General features: G+C 59.2%; 18 protein-coding genes. 6 read left to right on the top strand and 12 right to left on the bottom strand.

The window, feature by feature from the left end:
* The first annotated feature begins 99 nt into the window (after positions 1-99).
* On the top strand, positions 100-435 hold the full coding sequence (locus tag QKB66_RS09855; protein WP_248092241.1) for a hypothetical protein: 336 nt from the start codon (positions 100-102) through the stop codon (positions 433-435).
* On the opposite strand, the gene manA is transcribed toward QKB66_RS09855, so the two are convergent.
* A complete protein-coding gene (gene manA / locus QKB66_RS09850; protein ID WP_248092243.1) occupies positions 419-1,675 on the bottom strand; it encodes a mannose-6-phosphate isomerase, class I in 1,257 nt (418 codons plus the stop codon). The genes QKB66_RS09855 and manA overlap by 17 nt on opposite strands.
* A gap of 18 nt (positions 1,676-1,693) precedes the next feature.
* The gene (locus QKB66_RS09845) at positions 1,694-2,731 is read right to left on the bottom strand and encodes an exopolyphosphatase (RefSeq protein ID WP_414253211.1); all 1,038 of its coding nucleotides are present in this window, start codon (positions 2,729-2,731) and stop codon (positions 1,694-1,696) included.
* A 135-nt stretch (positions 2,732-2,866) separates the two neighbouring features.
* On the opposite strand from QKB66_RS09845, the gene cobA reads away from it, so the two are divergent.
* Entirely contained in the window at positions 2,867-3,631 is a 765-nt protein-coding gene (gene cobA, locus QKB66_RS09840) for a uroporphyrinogen-III C-methyltransferase (protein ID WP_414253210.1), read from the top strand.
* A gap of 12 nt (positions 3,632-3,643) precedes the next feature.
* Here cobA and QKB66_RS09835 read toward each other — a convergent pair whose 3' ends face one another.
* From QKB66_RS09835 to QKB66_RS09820, 4 genes are read right to left on the bottom strand one after another with little or no spacing between them, the layout of a single operon-like run.
* Positions 3,644-4,684: a sulfite exporter TauE/SafE family protein gene (locus QKB66_RS09835; protein ID WP_414253209.1), complete on the bottom strand. Its 1,041-nt coding sequence runs from the start codon at positions 4,682-4,684 to the stop codon at positions 3,644-3,646.
* Between the two features lie 2 nt (positions 4,685-4,686).
* The gene (locus tag QKB66_RS09830; RefSeq protein ID WP_414253208.1) at positions 4,687-5,403 is read right to left on the bottom strand and encodes a sirohydrochlorin chelatase; all 717 of its coding nucleotides are present in this window, start codon (positions 5,401-5,403) and stop codon (positions 4,687-4,689) included.
* Positions 5,400-5,675, bottom strand: coding sequence for a hypothetical protein (locus QKB66_RS09825; RefSeq protein WP_248092254.1), 276 nt, complete (start codon positions 5,673-5,675; stop codon positions 5,400-5,402). Before QKB66_RS09825 ends, QKB66_RS09830 begins: the two co-directional genes overlap by 4 nt.
* Positions 5,672-7,348 (bottom strand): nitrite/sulfite reductase, encoded by a 1,677-nt coding sequence (locus QKB66_RS09820; protein WP_414253207.1) that lies wholly within the window; start codon positions 7,346-7,348, stop codon positions 5,672-5,674. The genes QKB66_RS09825 and QKB66_RS09820 overlap by 4 nt, the downstream gene beginning before the upstream one ends.
* 337 nt (positions 7,349-7,685) lie before the next feature.
* Between QKB66_RS09820 and QKB66_RS09815 the strand changes: the two genes are divergently transcribed.
* Positions 7,686-9,035 (top strand): FAD-dependent oxidoreductase, encoded by a 1,350-nt coding sequence (locus tag QKB66_RS09815; protein ID WP_414253206.1) that lies wholly within the window; start codon positions 7,686-7,688, stop codon positions 9,033-9,035.
* A gap of 217 nt (positions 9,036-9,252) precedes the next feature.
* Here the strand turns inward: QKB66_RS09815 and QKB66_RS09810 are convergent, their stop codons facing one another.
* Positions 9,253-10,620, bottom strand: coding sequence for a phosphomannomutase/phosphoglucomutase (locus tag QKB66_RS09810; protein ID WP_248092270.1), 1,368 nt, complete (start codon positions 10,618-10,620; stop codon positions 9,253-9,255).
* A 54-nt stretch (positions 10,621-10,674) separates the two neighbouring features.
* Positions 10,675-11,172, bottom strand: a complete 498-nt coding sequence (locus QKB66_RS09805) for a DUF3499 domain-containing protein (RefSeq protein WP_311517680.1) — start codon at positions 11,170-11,172, stop codon at positions 10,675-10,677.
* Between the two features lie 94 nt (positions 11,173-11,266).
* Here QKB66_RS09805 and QKB66_RS09800 point away from each other — a divergent pair, with 94 nt between their 5' ends.
* A complete protein-coding gene (locus QKB66_RS09800; RefSeq protein WP_311517681.1) occupies positions 11,267-11,737 on the top strand; it encodes a metallopeptidase family protein in 471 nt (156 codons plus the stop codon).
* Positions 11,738-11,835: 98 nt separating this feature from the next.
* Here the strand turns inward: QKB66_RS09800 and QKB66_RS09795 are convergent, their stop codons facing one another.
* From QKB66_RS09795 to QKB66_RS09785, 3 genes are all read right to left on the bottom strand, one after another.
* Positions 11,836-12,084, bottom strand: coding sequence for a WhiB family transcriptional regulator (locus QKB66_RS09795; RefSeq protein ID WP_005528147.1), 249 nt, complete (start codon positions 12,082-12,084; stop codon positions 11,836-11,838).
* A 514-nt stretch (positions 12,085-12,598) separates the two neighbouring features.
* Positions 12,599-13,693 carry a sugar phosphate nucleotidyltransferase gene (locus tag QKB66_RS09790; RefSeq protein WP_414253205.1) on the bottom strand — a complete coding sequence of 365 codons (1,095 nt, stop codon included), beginning with the start codon at positions 13,691-13,693 and terminating at the stop codon, positions 12,599-12,601.
* A 65-nt stretch (positions 13,694-13,758) separates the two neighbouring features.
* A complete protein-coding gene (locus QKB66_RS09785; RefSeq protein WP_248092276.1) occupies positions 13,759-14,673 on the bottom strand; it encodes a glycosyltransferase family 2 protein in 915 nt (304 codons plus the stop codon).
* Positions 14,674-14,859: 186 nt separating this feature from the next.
* Here QKB66_RS09785 and QKB66_RS09780 point away from each other — a divergent pair, with 186 nt between their 5' ends.
* Both QKB66_RS09780 and QKB66_RS09775 read left to right on the top strand, forming a co-directional pair.
* Entirely contained in the window at positions 14,860-16,503 is a 1,644-nt protein-coding gene (locus QKB66_RS09780) for an LCP family protein (RefSeq protein ID WP_414253204.1), read from the top strand.
* 220 nt (positions 16,504-16,723) lie between these two features.
* Positions 16,724-17,395, top strand: coding sequence for a TIGR03089 family protein (locus tag QKB66_RS09775; protein WP_414253203.1), 672 nt, complete (start codon positions 16,724-16,726; stop codon positions 17,393-17,395).
* On the opposite strand, the gene QKB66_RS09770 is transcribed toward QKB66_RS09775, so the two are convergent.
* The gene (locus tag QKB66_RS09770) at positions 17,392-18,270 is read right to left on the bottom strand and encodes a LysR family transcriptional regulator (protein WP_311517684.1); all 879 of its coding nucleotides are present in this window, start codon (positions 18,268-18,270) and stop codon (positions 17,392-17,394) included. The genes QKB66_RS09775 and QKB66_RS09770 overlap by 4 nt on opposite strands.
* Between the last annotated feature and the right edge of the window lie 115 nt (positions 18,271-18,385).

Below are 18,385 nucleotides of genomic sequence, written 5' to 3'. Positions count from 1 at the left end.
TCCTACCTCAACGGAAGCGCCGACCACCGGCGCGACTACGGCCGCAGGTCAGGCAACCAACCTCGCTGTGGCCCAGCGCAACTGCTCGATGGTCAAGCGGTGACCAATTTGCGCACTCCCGCGGTTTCGGTTGCCACAATTGTCGATTTTCTGGAAGGCCCCGGCAACGCTTCATCCACGGCGAACGAGCCGCTGCGCGTTGCCATCATCGTCGCACTGGGTTCGCACACTCCGGACGCACGCGAGCTTAGCGGCGAACTGGTGGGCGCTTCCACGGTTATCGTCGAAGATTTAGATGCCACGTTCGCCGAACGCGGCGACGTCATTCAGGCAGAGGCCGAGGGTTTTCTTAAGCGCAAGGATGTAGTTTCGATGGCGGAGGTAATTCGCGGTGACGCTGCAGGTCTCCTAGCAGGCCCTAGACGCGAGCGATAAAGAGCTGGCTCGCCTCGCCCGCTGCAACCCGCGCCACCACGGTCTCCTCTGCTGCTGGCAGCCATGCCGCCTGCCCCGGCTGCAGCTTGAGCTCTTGGTCTTCGTTGTCACGCAGCTCCACTTCCCCACCAGTGCACAGCGCAATAGCCGGACCATCGAAGTTCAGCTCAACGGTATCGTCTGCGCAGAGCTCTACGCGGTCCAAGATGAATTCATCGATCGGCACCGGATAGGACCAAGCCTTTGCGCCGTGCAGGGTTTCTTCTACGTCCTTCTCTTCTTGCTGCACGCGCGGATCATCCACGCTTTCATAAGTGAGGACCTTGACCAACTCCGGAACATCCACGAACTTCGGGGTCAGGCCGCCGCGCAGGACGTTGTCGGAGTTCGCCATGATCTCCACGCCAAGGCCCGAGACATAAGCGTGCAGCGCGCCAGCGTTGAGATACACAGCCTCGCCGGGCTGCAAGACCACGTGGTTGAGCAACAGCGCTCCCAAGACACCGATGTCACCTGGGTATTGCTCGTTCAGGCTGATGACTGTGCGCATATCGCGTGCCATCCACGCCACAGCCGAATCCGTAGAATCCGCTGGTTCTGCTTCAAGACGCGCGATCAGCTTTTCACCAGCCTCGACGATTGCTGCAATGAGTTCCTTACGCTTTGTAGCCGGGATAGTGATCCAAGTGGTAAACAGCGCACGCAAGTTTTCCGACTCCGCAGCGGCCTCCGGCAGGAGCATGTTCAGGTAGTGCTCGAGCTCAGGGCATTCCAAAGCCTTCAGCAGCTCCAGCGTGCGCTCGAGGGGCCGAAAGCCAGCCATGGCGTAGAACTCGGTGAGTGCCACTATGAGCTCCGGCTTGTGGTTGTCATCCTTGTAGTTGCGGTTCGTGGCGCTTACCTCGATACCCTGCTCATTTTCGCGGGCAAACCCCTCTTCCGCCTGCGCCTTAGAGGGGTGCGCCTGCAAAGACAGCGGCTCTGCGGCGGCCAATATCTTCAGCAAGAAAGGCAGGCGCTTGCCATAATCTTGCTGCACGCGCTTGCCCAACTGCTCCGCCGGAGCGGCTGCAATAACCTCGTCGAGGCGCTGGCCATCAACGGTTGAAGGGTCCCCCGGATGCGCGCCGAACCAGAGCTCGGCTACCGGGGTATCGCTCGCAGGCTCACCTTTAAGCACAGGAATCATGGTCCGTGAGCCCCAGGAGTAGTTGCGGGTTGCGCTGTTGAGCAGCTGCATATGTATTGCTTCCTTCTTTTAAGAAATCTCGTAGGCGGTCGCGGCATAGCTGCGCGTAATGAGCTGAAGAGCGCGTGCCAATTCCCCTAAGGTGGGTTCAGGATCATTGCTCGATTCAGCGATTGAATGGGGAAGGTTCGCCTCTTCCTCTCCCCACAAAACAATTTTCAATGATACCAAAGCATTTTCTTCTGGCGGGTCTATCTGCGGGTCAAAGAATATGTCACGCACCGCTGTTCCGCCTCTTTGCTGTGCGCGCTCCAAAATATGTGGCAACGCTTCAGGGTCAACAAAAGTACCGCCAAGACCATGCGCAGCCCAAACCGCGGCGGCCATGCGGGCAACCAGGGCATTGATAAATACTCCGGAACGTTCCTCTGACCAGGAATATGGGTCTACGCCGCAGGAATGAATAACCCTCGCGCCCTCCACAAATTCCCGCAGCTCGCGGCCGGGGTTAGTTGCGGAATCATGCTCTGGGCTAAGCGCCTCCAGCTCGCGGTCCACTGCGTCGGCGGCTTCCTCCAACCTGCGGGCTACGAGCTCCCCTTCTTCTTCTTCGAGGACCGCAGCCACCGCATACAGCGCAGCGATGAACCGAGCCGGCGAGGCGCCCTCCGCCGTGGGCAAAGTGGGCGCCACAAAGGTGGACTCGGGAGCGTCCTCCACGAGCGGACCGCGCGAGGGCCCGACCAGTACAGTCGCGGCTCCTCTTTTATCCGCAGCAATAAGTGCACGGGAGGCCCAGTCACACTCCGCACGCTCACCTACCACCACGACAACATCCAAGGCTCCAACAAAGTGCGGGAGCGATTCCGCCACCACCAACGGAATGCGCGCTGGCTCGGCCAGCCCTACCACTGTATAGGCAGCCGCGCGGGCTACCTGATCAGTAGGTAAAATGACCAGGCAGCGCGGTTTAGCCCCGCCCAAAAGGCCGGCCAGCTGCGAGATAGCACCGCCTAAGACCCTGATTTGGGCTCCTTCATGAGCGACGTCGAAATAACGCACGGTTTCTGGGTCATAAGCTGCGCCATCATAGTAAGCACTATCCATGCCGCCGAGCATAGTCTGGCCCTCGGCCCCACAGTAGTGCTTATTAGAACTTCCCCAGCCAATTATGAATAAAACCCCAGGTATATAAGCCCTTTTTACACGTGAGGTGAAATACCTCAACTAGAATCAACCAGCATGGTTGCAGCAGAAAGTCCGCAGATTCACCCCGTCGTTTTGATTGGTGGCGGCCCCGGCGCGTGGGACCTCATCACGGTACGTGGAATGCACGCCTTGCAGGAGGCGGAGATTATCTTGGCGGATCACCTGGGTCCAGTGCAGCAGCTGGACAAGCTCTGCGACGTGGCAAGCAAAGAGCTCATCGATGTCTCCAAGCTGCCGTATAAGCGCCAAACCTCCCAAGAAAAGATCAACGAGCTCCTCGTCGAGTATGCGCTTGCCGGCCGAAAAGTTGCCCGCTTGAAAGGCGGCGACCCGTATGTCTTCGGCCGCGGTTTTGAGGAGCTGCAGGCACTTACCGCCGCGTCCATTCCGGTGGAAGTAATCCCTGGCGTTACCTCCGCCATCTCGGTTCCTGCTTTGGCAGGCGTGCCCGTCACCCAACGCGGCATTGTCCATGCATTCACAGTGGTTTCCGGCCACCTGCCGCCAGGCCACGCCAAGTCTTTGGTGGATTGGCAAGCGCTAGCGCAATCGGGAGCTACGCTCAGCGTCATCATGGGCGTGAAGAATTCGGCAGCCATCGCCCAGGCGCTTATCAATGGCGGTCGTTGCACATCGACGCCTGTGGCCATCATCCAGGAGGGCACAATGGCCAACGAAAGAGTCTATAAGTGCGTCCTCGGGGACCTCGCGGAGGCTGTCAGCAAAAAGCAGGTTGCCCCGCCTGCAGTCTTCGTCATCGGCGAGGTCGCCGGGCTAAACAGCCAGGATGCGCAGTAACCGCCACCTGGCTTAGTTCGCCTGCAGCGGCGAGTACTCCGCGGCACTGCTGAGCTCCGGGGCAGTTTGCACCACCACCTTGAAGCCGCGGCCCCCGCGCGGGCGGTGTGGCACCGCAGCGTGGAATGCCGCATGCGCTTCGCGCTCTGCCTCCTCGGCTGCTTCTTCAGCTGCGCGCGCCGAACGCGCGCGCAGAGCACCAATCGCTGTGGCAGCCACTCCCGCTACAACCACGAGGATCTGCACAGCCACCACGAACCAATGCGCGATGGCCCAACCGAAGTAGGCTACGGCACCGCTTATCACCTTGCCGATGTTCAGCGCCACGATTGCAGTACCGACGAAACCGCCCAGCACCACCGGGTTAACGCGCGAAATCAACCATGCCGCGATCGGTGCCGTAACGGCCCCGCCAACCAGCAGCGCAATCACCGCTGCCAAATTAGCCACGATGTCATTCCACAACCCCACCAGGAACCCGGCAGTCGCACCGAAAGTCACCAGGAATTCCGCCGTATTAACGGTTCCCACGATGCGCCGCGGCTGCTCTTTACCGATCGCCATCATCGTCGAAGTGGATATCGGCCCCCATCCACCGCCGCCAGTGGCATCGACGAATCCGCCGACTATCCCTAGACCGGCTAGAAATCCTACGGAATGCTTGCTGCGATAGGCCGAAGGCCTCCTTTGCAGGCGCGCGAAACGCCACACGAGGTTGGTTCCAATGCCTACAAGAATTAACGCGGTTATCGGCGCCGCAGCCGCAGTCGAGATATTAGACAACACGCTCGCCCCCAGAAAGGCCGCGAGCGCCCCTGGCAGCCCGAGCTTGAATACCGTTGGCCAATGCACGTTTCCAAAGCGCCAATGGCTGATGCCTGATACCAGCGTCGTTCCGAGTTCCGCCGTATGCACCACCGCAGAGGCTTGCGCCGGCCCAAGACCAGCCAAAAGCAGCATGGTCGTGGAGGTTACGCCGAAGCCCATGCCAATGCCGCCGTCGACAAGCTGTGCCGCAGCGCCGGCTAGAGCAATCAGAATGAACGACCGCATTTTTATGATCCGATCTGTGCAAGCATGTGAGTCTGGGTGGACAGGCCCGCTGCATGGGCAAAACGGTCAGCAACAACCCCAGCAAGATCAGTGCCTAGCGGGGAGTCTACTTGTGCAGGGGAATCCACGAGCAGGTCCAGCAACAGCCCGGCCGTACTAAACAGTGGCAACACCCGCACCTCGCCTTGGCGGCGCACCTGCTTGGCGACGCCCTCTTTCCCACCACGTGTTGCAAACACCACCGAGGTGGGCAGATGGGTGAGGCTTTCTACATTCGCAGCGAGGTCGCGCACAGAGCTATCCGCCTTCTCGTCCGAAGAGCCCACGGCATAGATGACGAGATGCTGTGGTTTCTTACCTGTCTGCGGCGCCATCGCACGCGCTGCTAGGAGCTCCGCGATGTCGGCACCGGTGCCTAAGCCTTCTGCTTGCAGCAGCCGCAGCCCGGCGGATTGCGCAGCGCGATCGATCGCTTCCGGCACATCCACGCGCAGATGATAGCCCCGCGTAAACAGCAGTGGTACGACCACCGCTTCCCTCTGCCCCGCGGTGGCTACTCGTTGGGCTGCAGCTTCCAGGTCAGATTCGTGAAAATCGAGGTAAGCCGCTTCATAAGATGCGGCGCCTGCAAGCGCCGCCGCCTTTCGCGTCAAAGCCTCAATGCCAAGAGCTGCCTCTGGATGGCGCGAACCATGTGAAAGCGTAATCAGTGCGCTCATCGTTTGCTCCCCGCGCTTGCATCCTGCTTAGCCGTAGACAGATGCCCGCGACGTTGTAGTGATCGTTGCAACGCCTCGTTGGAAGAAACCGCCTTGGCAGGTGCTACCGGCGCATCATCCTGACCGTGGAACATCACGGAAAAGATACGCAGGCACTCGCAGCACTTCCAAGCGAAATCGCCTTCCTCATCAGGAAAGAGGTTCATGCCGCCGCAGTAGGGGCAGTACATCGGATGGTTGCGGTTCGGATTCGGCTCGCGACGAAAATTCACTGCAGATCCTCCTCATCTGCGCGCAGGACCCAGTGGCGGAACTGCTCACCTTCCTCGCGCTGCTCCTTATATTTCTGCACCAACCGGATGACATAATGTGGGACCTCATCCGCGATGACCTTGTGCCCGCGCAGCTTGCGCCCCCAGTCCGGGGAAAGCCCGAGCGCACCACCCAGATGCACTTGGAAACCCTCAACACGGTTTCCTTCGGAATCGGTGACGATCTGGCCTTTCAGTCCGATGTCCGAGACCTGGGAACGAGCGCAGGCATTCGGGCAGCCGTTGAGCGCAATGGAAATCGGCACGTCGAGGTCACCCAAGGTGTCTTCCAAGATGTCCACCAGCTCAATCGCCCGGGCCTTCGTGGTTACATGCGCAAGCTTGCAGAACTCTAAGCCGGTGCAGGAAATAACGCCGCGCCGGAACTCAGATGGCTGCGAGTACAAACCGGTCTCATCGAGCGCCCGCGAAAGAGCCGGAATATCGTCTTCCTTGACGTCGAGAAAGAGAAGTTCCTTCATCGGCGTGGTGCGGATGCGAGTAATGCCGAAACGCTCCGCGACGTCGGCAATAGCGATGAGCTGCTCGCCCGTGGCGTGGCCTACGGTGGGCTTGACGCCGAGATAGAAGTTGCCATCCTTTTGCCTGTGCACGCCCAGGTGGTCGCGAGAGCCAGGCTCGACGGTAAGGGGCTCGCCGTCGGCAAGCGGGGCGTCCAAGTACTCATTTTCTAGTACCTCGCGGAACTTCTTGATGCCCCACTTCGCGACGAGGAACTTCAGGCGCGCGCGATTGCGATTGCGGCGGTAGCCATAATCGCGGAAGATGCGAGCCACGCCGGCCCACACCTCCGGTACACGCTCAAGCGGCACCCAAGCACCCAAGGACTGGGAAAGCATGGGATTCGTGGACAAGCCGCCGCCGACGAAGCAGTCGAAACCAGGGCCGTACTCGGGGTGATCGACGCCGACGAACGCGATGTCCTGAATCTCGTGAGTAACGTCCTGCCGGCGATTGCCCGAAATGGCCGTCTTGAACTTGCGCGGGAAATTGTGGAACTCCTCGCGCGGGAGGTAATCATCCACGATGTCATCGATGGCCGGGGTGGCGTCGATGATTTCGTCTTCCGCGACTCCCGCCACCGGCGAGCCCAAGATGACGCGGGGAACGTCGCCACAGCCCAACAGAGTATCGAGGCCCACCGCGCGCAGCTTTTCCCAGATTCCCGGTACGTCCTCAATCTGAATCCAGTGCAGCTGGATGTTTTGACGGTCCGTGAAATCCGCGGTGGAACGCGCATGATCCCGCGAGATCTCCCCCACCGTGCGCAGCTGCTGCGGGCTGACGCGACCGCCGTCGAAGCGCACTCGCATCATGAAGTACTCATCCTGCAGTTCCGCATTGCTGAGCTTGGAGGTTAGCTCGCCTCCCAGATTCTGGTTGCGCTGGGTATAAAGGCCAAGCCACTTAAAACGCGGCGCAAGGTCCTCCGGCGGGATGGACTTAAAGCCCTGCTTGGAGTAGATATCGATAACACGCTGGCGGGCGGAGAGACCACCGTCTTCGCGCTTGATCTCCTCGTCAGCGTTAAGCGGCTTTGTACCGTCGATTTTCCATTGTCCCTCTGGCTTTCGCGTACGAGACTTGGCGGTAGGTTTCGTTGCGGTAGTCATGGCGGTGAACAATTGCCTTTCGTAGTGGTTGCCAAAAACCTACCTGTCTAACTTCAATAGACAAAGCGGTTCGGATTAATTTCACCACTCTTTACAGTGTGAGCTGCGACAACATCGCCAAGCTGGAAGAATCTAAATAACCCGGTTGCCGGATTTACGTTAACGCGGTTCAATAAAACCCACGCTCACGCAGTTTCAGCAGACTAGTCAGTCTAATATTCATAAAAGGAATTAGAACGACTAGTATTACGACCAGTACCTGAACGATAACTTTTAGCGTTTAGCGCTAGTCGTTCCAATACCCCATAAAAATCTTGAGGAAAGGCCCACTACTGACATGTCGCAAGCCCCACTGAAGGTAGCCGTCATCGGCGCTGGCCCAGCAGGCATCTACGCCTCTGACATCCTGGTTAAAAAGACCGGTGGCAATGTTGAGATCGATCTCATCGAGCAGATGCCAGCTCCCTTCGGCCTGATCCGCTACGGCGTGGCGCCGGACCACCCACGCATCAAGGGCATCGTCAACTCCCTGCACCGCGTTTTGGAAACCGAGCAAATTCGCCTCATCTCCAACGTGCACATCGGCCGCGACCTTACCGTGGCACAGCTACAGGAGCATTACGACGCAGTCGTCTTCGCAACCGGCGCTGTCGGCGACCGCAACCTCGACGTCCCGGGCGCAGACCTCGAAGGCGTCCACGGCGCAGGCGAGTTCGTTGGTTTCTACGATGGCAACCCACGCTTCAACCGCGAGTGGGATCTCAGCGCAAAGGAAGTAGCCGTCGTGGGCGTGGGCAACGTTGGCCTCGACGTCGCCCGCATCTTGGCGAAGACCGGCGACGAGCTCAAGGTCACCGAAATCCCAGACAACGTTTATGACTCCCTGGCCAAGAACCAGGCTGAAACGGTCCGCGTTTTCGGCCGCCGCGGCCCCGCACAGGCTAAGTTCACTCCGCTCGAGCTTAAGGAGCTGGACCACTCCCCGACCATCAACGTTGTTGTCGACCCAGAAGACATCGACTACGACGAAGCTTCTCTCGAAGCACGTGCAAACTCTAAGTCCCAGGATCTGGTCTGCCAGACCCTCGAGGGCTACGCGATCCGCGAGCCGAAGGATGCGCCGCACACCCTGCAGATTCACCTCTTCGAGCAGCCGGTCGAAATCCTCGGCGATAACGGCAAAGTCACCGGCATCAAGACCGAACGCACGGAGCTGACTGGCGACGGCAACGTTCGCGGCACCGGCAAGTTCACCGAGTGGCCTGTCCAGGCTGTTTACCTCGCCGTAGGCTACCGTTCCGATGCCATCGACACCGTTCCTTTCAATACCGACAAAAACGTCATCAACAACGATGGCGGCCACGTCATCGAGCAGGACGGCAGCATCGTTCCGGGCCTCTACGCCACGGGCTGGATCAAGCGTGGCCCGGTCGGACTTATTGGCAACACCAAGTCTGATGCAACGGAGACCATCGGTATGTTGCTCGAGGACGCCGAGGCTGGCAAGCTTTCCCACTCCTCCGACGAGGACATCACCGCAACCTTGTCCGAAGCAGGCGTCGAGTTCCTGACCTGGGATGGTTGGAAGAACCTCGACGCCGCCGAGCGTGCGCTTGGTGAGGCAGAAGGCCGCGAGCGCAAGAAGTACGTCGAGTGGGAGGACATGGTTACCCACTCCCGCGGCTAATTTTCCCGAATAAAAGCGCCAGCATTGTGCTGGCGCTTTTGTGTTTTGCGGCGCGGCCACGCCCTGCGGCTCGGCCAGGGCGGCGCGGCTCAGCCTCCGCGAATGTACCGTTTCTTGCAAATAGGCCGGCAAAGCTAGCTTGTTTGGGTTCACTATTTACAGGAAACGGTACGAACAGAAGGATGGTCGCCACGAAGGCGCCCGCCGGGGAAAGCGCCTAAGCGCGGATAATGCCGAGAACCTTCTCCACGATGGCATCGACCTCATCTGCGGTCTTTGCCTCAACGTTCAGGCGCAGCAGCGGCTCAGTGTTGGAAGCACGCACGTTGAACCACGCATCGGTGCCCTTCAGCTCCACGGTCACGCCGTCGAGCTCATCGACGGACTCAATCTCCTCAGCCAAACCGTCAAGCACTGCCTGCGTAGTAGCCTTCTGATCCTCCACGGTGGAGTTAATCTCACCAGAAGCTTCGTAACGCGAGTACTGCGCCATGAGTTCAGAAAGCGGCTTATCGGATTCGCCCAACGCAGCTAGCACGTGCATCGCCGCGAGCATGCCCGAGTCCGCGTTCCAGAACTCCTGGAAGTAGTAGTGCGCAGAGTGCTCGCCGCCGAAGACAGCCTTCTCCTTGGCCATCTGGGCCTTGATGAAGGAGTGACCCACGCGGGTGCGCACAGCCTTGCCGCCGTTTTCAGCGATAAGCTCTGGGACCGTCTTGGAGGTAATCAGGTTGTGAATGATAGTCGAGCCGGGGAACTTCTTGAGGTAGCGCTCCGCAACAAGTGCACAGATAGCAGAAGGCGAAACTGCATCGCCGTTTTCATCGACCACGAAGCAACGATCTGCGTCGCCATCGAAGGCGAGTCCGATATCTGCCTTCTGCTCCTTCACAAAGGCTTGCAGGTCCACGAGGTTCTTCGGGTCCAAAGGATTAGCCTCGTGATTCGGGAAGGTGCCATCTAGCTCGAAGAACAGCTCGCGCACGTCAAAAGGAAGGCCCTCGAAGACCGCCGGAACCGTGTGTCCGCCCATACCGTTTGCTGCATCCACGGCCACAACGAGCGGACGGGAAGACTCCAGCGGAACCAAAGAGCGCAAGAAGTTTGCGTAGTCAGGCAGGACCTCACGCTCGGAGACGGAGCCTGCGGCGCCGTCATAGGCTGGAACACCATCTACGAGCATGTCCTTGATTGCTTCCAGGCCGGTCTCCTGGCCCACCGGGACAGCACCAGCGCGACAAAGCTTGATGCCGTTGTACTTGGCTGGGTTATGCGAGGCGGTAAACATCGCGCCGGCGCATTCCATGGAGCCTGCTGCAAAGTAGAGCTCATCAGTAGAGGTCAAGTTCAGTTTCACCACGTCCAGGCCCTGCGAAGCTACGCCTTCAGCAAAAGCAGCGGACAACGCCGGCGAAGAAGGACGCATATCGTGGCCCACAGCCACCGTCTTCTCGCCTTCTTCGCGCAAAATAGCGGCGAAAGCGGCACCAGTGTCGCGGACGAAATTCTCATCAATGTCTTCACCTACGACGCCACGGACGTCATAGGCCTTAATAACGGCGTTTAGCTGTTCACGAGTACGCATAACCTGCAATAGTACTCTTCCCCCAGCCCCAAATACTGGAGCCGTGGCCTAAAACTAGTCCTCTTTCAAGCGATGACGGCCACCCGCGGCAGATTCGGTGGCGTCCTGAGTCGGGGCGTCGTCAGGCACGACGCTCAAGTGTGCCCGGCGGCGCTGCTTTGCCTCGCTTACGCGACGCGTGCGGAAGACCGGGTGGTTGGAGCTATCAGGATCGGCGCCATCAAAGTTGGCGGCGTAGTCGATGGGGTCTTGGCCGGAGCCCGAACCATCCTCAACTAGCCCGGTGGTGACGCGGCCGCCCTCGCGAACTGCCTCGGCCAGGGCCATGAGGTCGTCTTCTTCCTCAAGCTCAATGCGGTCCACGCGCACCATCTCCCAGCCGATGGGAGCGGTGATGCGGGAGCTGTGCTTTTCGCACAAGTCCCAGCTATGCGGATCAGTCTCCTCCGCGAGCGGGCCTACTACGGCCGTCTGCTGTGAATACGCGTAGGTCAAAGTTGCCACGGCGGGTTTGCCGCAGCCTGGACGAGAGCAATGACGAGAATGATTCACGGCAATGAGTCTAAACCTTTAGTTGAGATTTGAATAGTCGAAACTCGGCGCGCCCCGCACGAAAATGGTCATGCGAAACCTTAAAATCACGGGCATGACCATGCGCCGCCCCCACACTCGTCCGTTCCGCGACCGCCGCGGAAGGGGCATGCACGGACCGCTTTTGCCACAATCGACGCCGCGGTTCCGTAGCAAGAGCGAGCACTTCGACATGGCCGTGCTCGAGGCCTATGCCCCCATCCAGAATGCTTTTGCAGAGCAGCTCGCCGGATTGGACTTAGCGGTGGACACGGTTCCACGCATGCGGCTTTCTGCCGATATGACGGTCCTGCCGGAAGAGATCATCTCCGACGGCCCTGTACCTTTAGGCCGGGTTGTCCCCGCTGGCGTTGATGCTGCCGGCCACCCAACACGTGCCCGCATGGTAATTTTCCGGATGCCCATCGAGGAGCGTGTCGAAACATCTAGCGAACGCGCCGAGCTACTCGGCACGGTTCTGACTGCGTTGGTGGCCAATTACCTCAACCTTGATCCACAGGACGTTGATCCTCGGTTTAGCTGGTAAGCAAAAATCCTCCACCACAAACCACGTCCTAGCGCCAGATGGCACTAAACATAGATAGAGGTGAAGGATCTAAGAAGAAAGGTCTCCCTAGCCGGGGGTTAACCAATCTCACGCTTGAGGCGGCGGCGTTCACGATCAGACAGTCCGCCCCAGATTCCGAAGCGCTCGTCATGCTCAAGTGCATACTCGAGACACTCATCTCGCACCGCACAAGCCTGGCAGATGCGCTTGGCTTCGCGGGTGGAGCCTCCCTTCTCTGGAAAGAAGGCTTCAGGATCAGTCTGCGCGCACAGTGCCTGGTCTTGCCACTCCTGCTCGACGGCGCCAAAAAGCTCATCGAGAGACATCTCTGCGGCAGCACCGCCACGGAGAATAGCGCCATTATTCGAGTTTTTCTCCACGCTAATTCCTTTCTCCGAGGTTGGGTAGTTTCTTCTAAGTTGCACCGACCTTACACCGAAGCCAAAGTTTGGCGGAGGCGTCGCCGATGCGCTTGATTACACTGATGTTATTTCACACCGGATCACTAAATATCGTCAACCCGAAAACGGGGCCTTCCGGGGATTCTCGCCAAAAACGCAGCACACGATCCCCAACTTTCACATCCGTCACATAGATCCCCCTCCGGGGGTAAGGCCTGGGGGTACCATATGTAGTGGTGCTCCATATTCCTGTGAACAATTCCAAGGTTTGATCGGCGTGTCGCCACCATCTAAGCCGATCTGCTGGATCTCTGCGCACACAAGCTACCCAGCAACCAAAACCGTAAAAGACCAGCTAAAAAGCGAAAACTCCCACCACCTGCGCCCCCCTTAAAAGGAAACGGGTCATGGGAGAGATAGCTTAAATGTCTGCCCCTTTTTAAGCGTCAGAGCTAAAGCGGACGCCGGCATCCGGAATCTGCACGCCTGGGAAGACACGCATGCCTCCCTTGAGTTCACAGCGCGCGCCGATGACAGCCCCCTCACCAATGACGCAGTTGTCGATGTGTGCGTTGGCACCGATATGCGCGCCCGAAGCGATAATCGAGTTACTGATAATTGCACCCGGCTCGATAGTCACGCCGTCAAAGACAACAGTGCCGTCCAGGCGCGAGCCCGCACCGACCTCGGAGCCGCGGCCAATCGCGGTGCCAGAAAGCAACAACGCACCGCCGGCGATTCCGGCAGACTCATCGACGAGGGACTCACCGGTGCGGCCTTCCAGCAGCGGCGAATGAGCAATGCCGCGAACCAAGTCAGAAGAACCACGCACGAAGTCATCTGGGCGGCCCATATCGCGCCAGTAAGAGTTGTCGACGTGGCCTACCACCAAGCGGCCGGACTCCAACAGGCTCGGGAAGGTCTCACGCTCAACGGAGACCACGCGGTCAGCCGGAATGGTCTCAATGACTTTCCGCTTGAACGTGTAGCAGCCAGCGTTAATTTGGTTCGTTGGCGGGTCCTCGGTCTTTTCCAAAAACGCCGTGACGCGGCCGTTGCTGTCAGTCGGAACGCAGCCGAAGGCGCGCGGGTCTGCCACGTTGAGCAGGTGCATGGTAACGTCCGCATCCTTTTCGTGGTGGGTCTGCAAGATGCCGCCTAGGTCCATACCGGAGAGAACATCGCCGTTGAAGACCATCACGGTATCGTGGCGCAATTTATCGTAGACGTTACGGATGCCGCCGCCGGTACCCAGCGCGGTCTCTTCTACTACGTATTCAATTTCCAGGCCCATATCGGAACCGTCACCGAAGTACTCTTCGAAGACTTCTGCCTTAAACGACGTCGACAGCACCACGTGGGTAATGCCCGCAGCCTTGATGCGGGCGAGAAGGTGCTGCAGGAACGGATAGTTAGCAGTCGGCAGCATCGGCTTTGGGGTGCCGATGGTCAGCGGGCGCAGGCGGGTTCCACGGCCACCGACGAGGATGACGGCATCGGTAGAGGCGCCCCATTGGACAGCTGCTTGACTCATAGAAGAATTCCTTATGCGAATAAATCGACGTGTTTTATCGGGGTCAGTGTATATGCCCAAGGCGCCTAGCTACTGCTGCGGCACGCTAGGGCGCTTAGAGCAAACCCGCGCAACCGCAGTCCGGCCTTGAGCGCCAGCCGGACTGGCGCTTGCCACCACTGCGGATGGCGGTCGGCTTGAAAGCGGTAGGCCGAGTCGTGGTGGGCTCGCAGCATCGCGCCTGCATGCGCCCGGGTAGAGTGCCCTTTGGCATGGGTGATGATTGCCTCAGGGCAAAAGACGTTGCTCCAGCCCGCACGGCTAAAACGGTCACCCAGATCGACGTCTTCCATGTACATGAAGTAGCGCTCGTCAAAGCCGCCGATCTGCTGGAAGGCATCCCACCGCACCAAAAGGCAGGAACCCGAAAGCCAGCCCGCCTCGCGCTCGACGGACATATCGGCGTCATCGCGATAGGCACGCGACCACGGGTTGCTAGGCCAGATGGTGCCAAACAGGGCGTGGCCGATGCCAGTGACCAATGTGGGGATCGCACGTGCGGAAGGATAATACGAGCCATCCGGTTCCACGATGCGCGGGCCTACGGCTGCGGCTTGTGGATTCCGGCGCGCACACTCCACCAACTTATCCAAAGCTCCAGGAGTAAAAGTCACGTCTGGGTTGCTGATGAGGAAGAACTCTTCATCGACCTCACCCAGCGCGCCAGAGCGGACGAGCCGCGCGCCGGCGTTCATTCCGCCGCCGTAACCGATGTTGCCGCCCGTGTCTAAAAACACAACGTCGTCACGGCCGGCAGCCGCGGCCTGCGGCACTGAATCGGTGGAGCCGTTATCCGCCAAGACCACAGCCGTGGGCCGGTTGGTTGCGCTTTCCAGCGATTTAAGAAAATCCCCGAGGTAATGGCCCGGCGAATACGTCACCGTGACCACTGCGAGGGCAGTTACGTTATCTGTGTTCACAATGCTGCTTAGCGTACCCATACTCGCTGCTAGGTTACTGCCAAGACACTACAAGCTTGACGAAAATCATGTATAGATCACGATTTCTTTATCTTCTCGCCTAAACTGTCACAAGATCAGCCCTAACTTGGCTACACGGCAAGCACCGAGAGAAGCCACCTTGATTGCTGCCACCTTTGAACGCCACAATTAGAAAGTCCTCCACCTGTGTCTTCTGAGAAAAAGTCAGACAAGCAGCGTCGTTCCCGCGCCATCTCGCCCTCGCCCAATTCGGCGACGGCGGTAAAGCAACAGGGGTCCAAGCCCCTGAAGGCCGTCATGACATTTGTCTCGGCGGCAATCTTGGTGTTCTCTGGCGTTGGCTATGCCACCGTGGGCCGCGTGGGCGATGGCATGTCCTCTGTCTCTAACCTCGCGTTGGGCAACAAGGGTGGTTTTAAGGCAGACACCAAAGATGGCGCGATGGATATCTTGCTGGTGGGCAAGGATTCGCGTACGGATGCCAAGGGTAACCCACTATCAGACAAGGAACTGGCGGACCTGCACGCCGGTGTGGACGAGGGCGAGGAAAACACCGACACCATCATGATCATCCGCATCCCGGATGACGGCTCCCGTGCAACTGCGGTTTCGATTCCGCGCGATACCTACGTCGAAGACGGCGATTTTGGAAACACCAAGATTAACGGCGTTTTCGCCAACCACAAGACGGACAAGGTAGACGAGCTAGAGCAAGAAAACGCCGAGGCAGAGGCTGAAGGCAAGAAGAAGCCGCATTCCGCGAAGGAAATTGAGCAGCAGGGCGTGGAGGCCGGCCGCCAGGGACTTATCAGCATGGTGCGCTCGCTCACAGACATCGACATTGATCACTACGCTGAGGTCGGCCTGCTGGGCTTCGTGCTGCTTACCGACGCCGTCGGTGGCGTCGACGTGTGCTTGAACAACGACGTCAAGGACGTCATGTCTGGCGCTGATTTCCAAAAGGGCCGCCAGACCCTCCACGGCGCCCAGGGTCTGTCCTTCGTCCGCCAGCGTTACGAGCTTCCGCGCGGCGACTTGGACCGCATCGTGCGCCAGCAGGCATATATGGCTTCCTTGGTTTCCAAGGTACTCTCCTCTGGCACCCTGGCTAACCCGAATAAGCTCTCCAAGATTGCAGACGCAATCGAGCGCTCCGTGGTTATCGATGAGGGCTGGGACGTCATAGGCTTGGTTACCCAGCTTTCTGGCTTGGCCGGCGGCAACGTCACCTTCACCACCATTCCGGTGACCTCCATCGACGGCGTGGGTGACTACGGCGAGTCCGTCGTGACCATCAACAAGCAAGAGGTCCATAAGTTTATGGATGACCTCGCCAAGACTGCGGAGCAGACGAAGGAAGCCGCGGCGTCGTCAAGTGCAGAGGCAGGCTCCAACCCTTCGGAAAAGCCAGTAGCCGATGGCATCGAGGTCAATGTGCTCAACGCGGGCAGCATCGACGGCCTGGCCTCCGGTGTTGGCAAGTGGCTTACTGGCGTGGGCTACAAGGTCGACCGGACCAGCAATGCCGAGCCGGGCTTGTACTACGAATCCCAGATTGTCGCTGCGGATGAGAACGACCAACGCGCCAAAGACTTGGCTGAGCAGCTTGGCGGTCTGCCGGTTACCTCCAGCCCGTCGCTGGATGAAAACACCTTTGTCGTCGTGGCTTACGACGACTACGAAGGCCCGTCCGACAAGGAAGCACAGGACGCAGAACCTACTGACACCGCACCGAGCGAGCAGGTCGGCACCCCAGGCAGCGACATGGGCGCGGCAGAGGTTGCCCCGGAAATCGACGCCGGCGGCGAGGGCCCGCGCTGCGTGAACTAAACGCCACACAAACTAAGTAATTCTCAAGCCAGGGACCTAATCCAAAAGGTTCCTGGCTTTTCTTAGGGATCGTTCCCCAATTTTTTGGCAGGTAGTTGTCATTTAATGTTAGAAAATGAGTATCCCTATCACTCACGCTCCGGGCCACTCTGAAGCCCAGAGCCATAGTGCGAAAGCATTCCCTGCCCCGCCAAGGCATAGTCACCTACGATGGGCGGACATGGATATGCTTCAGCACCTACTTTCCGCAGATGCCGCAGCGCCGCGCCTGACTTTCTACAACGAAGCCACCGGCGCGCGCATGGATTTTTCCGCACAGACCTTGGATAACTGGGTCTCCAAGATTGCCAACATGCTCTTAGAAGAGCTTGAGCTCGCTTCCGATTCCCTCATTTTCCTCGACCTTCCTGTTTCCTGGCAGCCCGCAGTTATCGCTTTGGGTGCCATTGCTGCCGGCGTCGACACAGCGTTCACGCGCGCTGAGTTAGACGGCGCAAGCCCCGATGTTATTTTTGCCGCGCCCGAGGGCTTTGCAGAGTTGAGCGAAGAATTCACAGGCGCCGATGTTGTGCTCGTTACCGATGATCCATTCGGGCGCGGCGTCATCGAATCTGGCGGCGAATTGCCCGCTGGCGCCATTGACTTTGGGCCCACCGTGCGTTTCTACGGCGATCAGTTCTATGGGCCCACCACCGCTTTGCCGGAGCTTTATCCTGCCGCCGGCCCTGCCCAACGCGTGATGTCCGCGGGGTGGAAGGACAAGGGTTCCTTTAAGAAGTTGATTCTCGAACCGCTCGCATGTGGAGGCTCCGCCGTTATTTTCGCCGGCATGTGCACTGCCGAGCGTTTAGAAGAAATCGCCGCCAACGAGAAGGTGGATCTGCGTCTTTAGCTGGCACGAACGCCATCGGCGGGGCTAATCCCCAGAAACTCCTGGAGGCGCGTGACCACAGCATGGATTTCCGCGGCGGCAAAGTGCCCGCTACGCCAAGCCGCGTGCAGGGGCACACCGCCTAGTATCTCCTCCTCGTTGCAAATGCGCAGGCCTACCGCGTCGTGGGCCTGCAGAGCACTGGAGATGGCGATTGCGCGCCCAGCTCGCGCGAGGGCGATGAGCGTAACGGTGTCCTCGCACTCGACGACGTCGCCAAGCACAGCGTGGCTGCGCCCTACAAAGGCATCGAAGAGCCCGCGCGAGACGCTGCTCCGGCCTGACATGGCGAGGCGATGAGTGACCAAGTCCTCCACGTCAATGCTGTCTTGGCCCGCTAGAGGGTGCTCCTTGTTTACCCAAGCCCGGATAGTGGCCTCCCCCAGCGGAACGGAATCGAGCCCCTCCTTTACTGGAATTGGCGTCACCACCACATCGGCGGTGGTATCTAGCGCCTGGTACACCTCGTAGTGCTCGACCGCCAGCGTAGTCAGAAGCGGTATCTCCTCGCGCGCGTCAACGATGAAAGGCGCCAAGATAGTCGAGACGGTTGTCGGCGTTGCCGCCACCTGCAAGGTGCGCATCTCGCCGCGTTGCAGCGCCGAAACCTCCTGCGTAGCCCTGTTATTATCTGCCACCAATTGCTGGCACACGGGAATCAATGCCTTGCCCGCCTCGTTGAGGCGCAGCACCCCAGCTGCGCGTTCGAAAAGCTCGAGCCCCAGCTCCTCCTCAAAGCGCCGCAGCTGGCGGCTTAGCGCCGGCTGGGTGATGCTCAATTGCTCTGCCGCGGTGGTCACGGAACCGGTGCGCGCGAGCGCCAAGAAATATTTCACCCTCGTGTAATCCATAAAACTTCATTTAACACGAGCTATTACCAATGGACATGGATTTGAAAAATCTTAGGCATTAGACAACATGGACGAAATTCCTTCACAATAGGGTGAAATT

The organism is Corynebacterium sp. c25Ua_89, from assembly GCF_047459735.1.
GTDB lineage: Bacteria > Actinomycetota > Actinomycetes > Mycobacteriales > Mycobacteriaceae > Corynebacterium > Corynebacterium simulans.
Note: the sequence above shows the minus strand (reverse complement) of the source record. Positions and strands in the feature narration are given on the sequence as shown.

Bases quoted from the DNA above. Each gene is read 5' to 3' on its own strand.
- manA (WP_248092243.1), bottom strand. From the start codon at position 1,675: ATGCAGCTGCTCAACAGCGCAACCCGCAACTACTCCTGGGGCTCACGG.
- QKB66_RS09845 (WP_414253211.1), bottom strand. From the start codon at position 2,731: ATGGATAGTGCTTACTATGATGGCGCAGCTTATGACCCAGAAACCGTG.
- cobA (WP_414253210.1), top strand. From the start codon at position 2,867: ATGGTTGCAGCAGAAAGTCCGCAGATTCACCCCGTCGTTTTGATTGGT.
- QKB66_RS09835 (WP_414253209.1), bottom strand. From the start codon at position 4,684: ATGCGGTCGTTCATTCTGATTGCTCTAGCCGGCGCTGCGGCACAGCTT.
- QKB66_RS09830 (WP_414253208.1), bottom strand. From the start codon at position 5,403: ATGAGCGCACTGATTACGCTTTCACATGGTTCGCGCCATCCAGAGGCA.
- QKB66_RS09820 (WP_414253207.1), bottom strand. From the start codon at position 7,348: ATGACTACCGCAACGAAACCTACCGCCAAGTCTCGTACGCGAAAGCCA.
- QKB66_RS09815 (WP_414253206.1), top strand. From the start codon at position 7,686: ATGTCGCAAGCCCCACTGAAGGTAGCCGTCATCGGCGCTGGCCCAGCA.
- QKB66_RS09810 (WP_248092270.1), bottom strand. From the start codon at position 10,620: ATGCGTACTCGTGAACAGCTAAACGCCGTTATTAAGGCCTATGACGTC.
- QKB66_RS09800 (WP_311517681.1), top strand. From the start codon at position 11,267: ATGACCATGCGCCGCCCCCACACTCGTCCGTTCCGCGACCGCCGCGGA.
- QKB66_RS09795 (WP_005528147.1), bottom strand. From the start codon at position 12,084: ATGTCTCTCGATGAGCTTTTTGGCGCCGTCGAGCAGGAGTGGCAAGAC.
- QKB66_RS09790 (WP_414253205.1), bottom strand. From the start codon at position 13,693: ATGAGTCAAGCAGCTGTCCAATGGGGCGCCTCTACCGATGCCGTCATC.
- QKB66_RS09785 (WP_248092276.1), bottom strand. From the start codon at position 14,673: ATGGGTACGCTAAGCAGCATTGTGAACACAGATAACGTAACTGCCCTC.
- QKB66_RS09775 (WP_414253203.1), top strand. From the start codon at position 16,724: ATGGATATGCTTCAGCACCTACTTTCCGCAGATGCCGCAGCGCCGCGC.